This is a genomic window from Dellaglioa sp. CoH-57-MRSF-19 (assembly GCF_056781975.1).
The window spans coordinates 1-268 of sequence record NZ_JBXAXW010000277.1 but is presented as its reverse complement, the minus strand read 5'-3'; the positions used below and the strand labels follow the sequence as shown (position 1 = coordinate 268).

The 268-nt window shown below is 57.5% G+C and carries 1 protein-coding gene; it reads left to right on the top strand.

All coding sequences use genetic code 11. The features are described from left to right. Nucleotides 1-268 (top strand): hypothetical protein (locus tag AC1RO3_RS09220; RefSeq protein WP_481764121.1); only part of this gene is annotated, 268 nt, incomplete at both ends.

Sequence of the window (268 nt, the reverse complement as noted above, 5' to 3'; positions counted from 1 at the left end):
GCAATGAGCATTATTGAGACGCGCGGGCGCTACGAAGACGCTATCATCGAGCGGTTCGAAGCCGCTATCAAGCGCGATCCTGCGGCATACGAGGACCCGACAGAAACCGTGTACCAGATCACCAGACGCGAAATTCTGGAGGTTATGGACGAGTTCATTGCTGACCACAACAAGCGGTTCAGTACAGCATACTTGCAGGGGCTGAAAGCCGGCCGCCTGAAGGGCTACATCGAGGCGCAGGACGCGGTGCTCGATGCTCCGAACAACC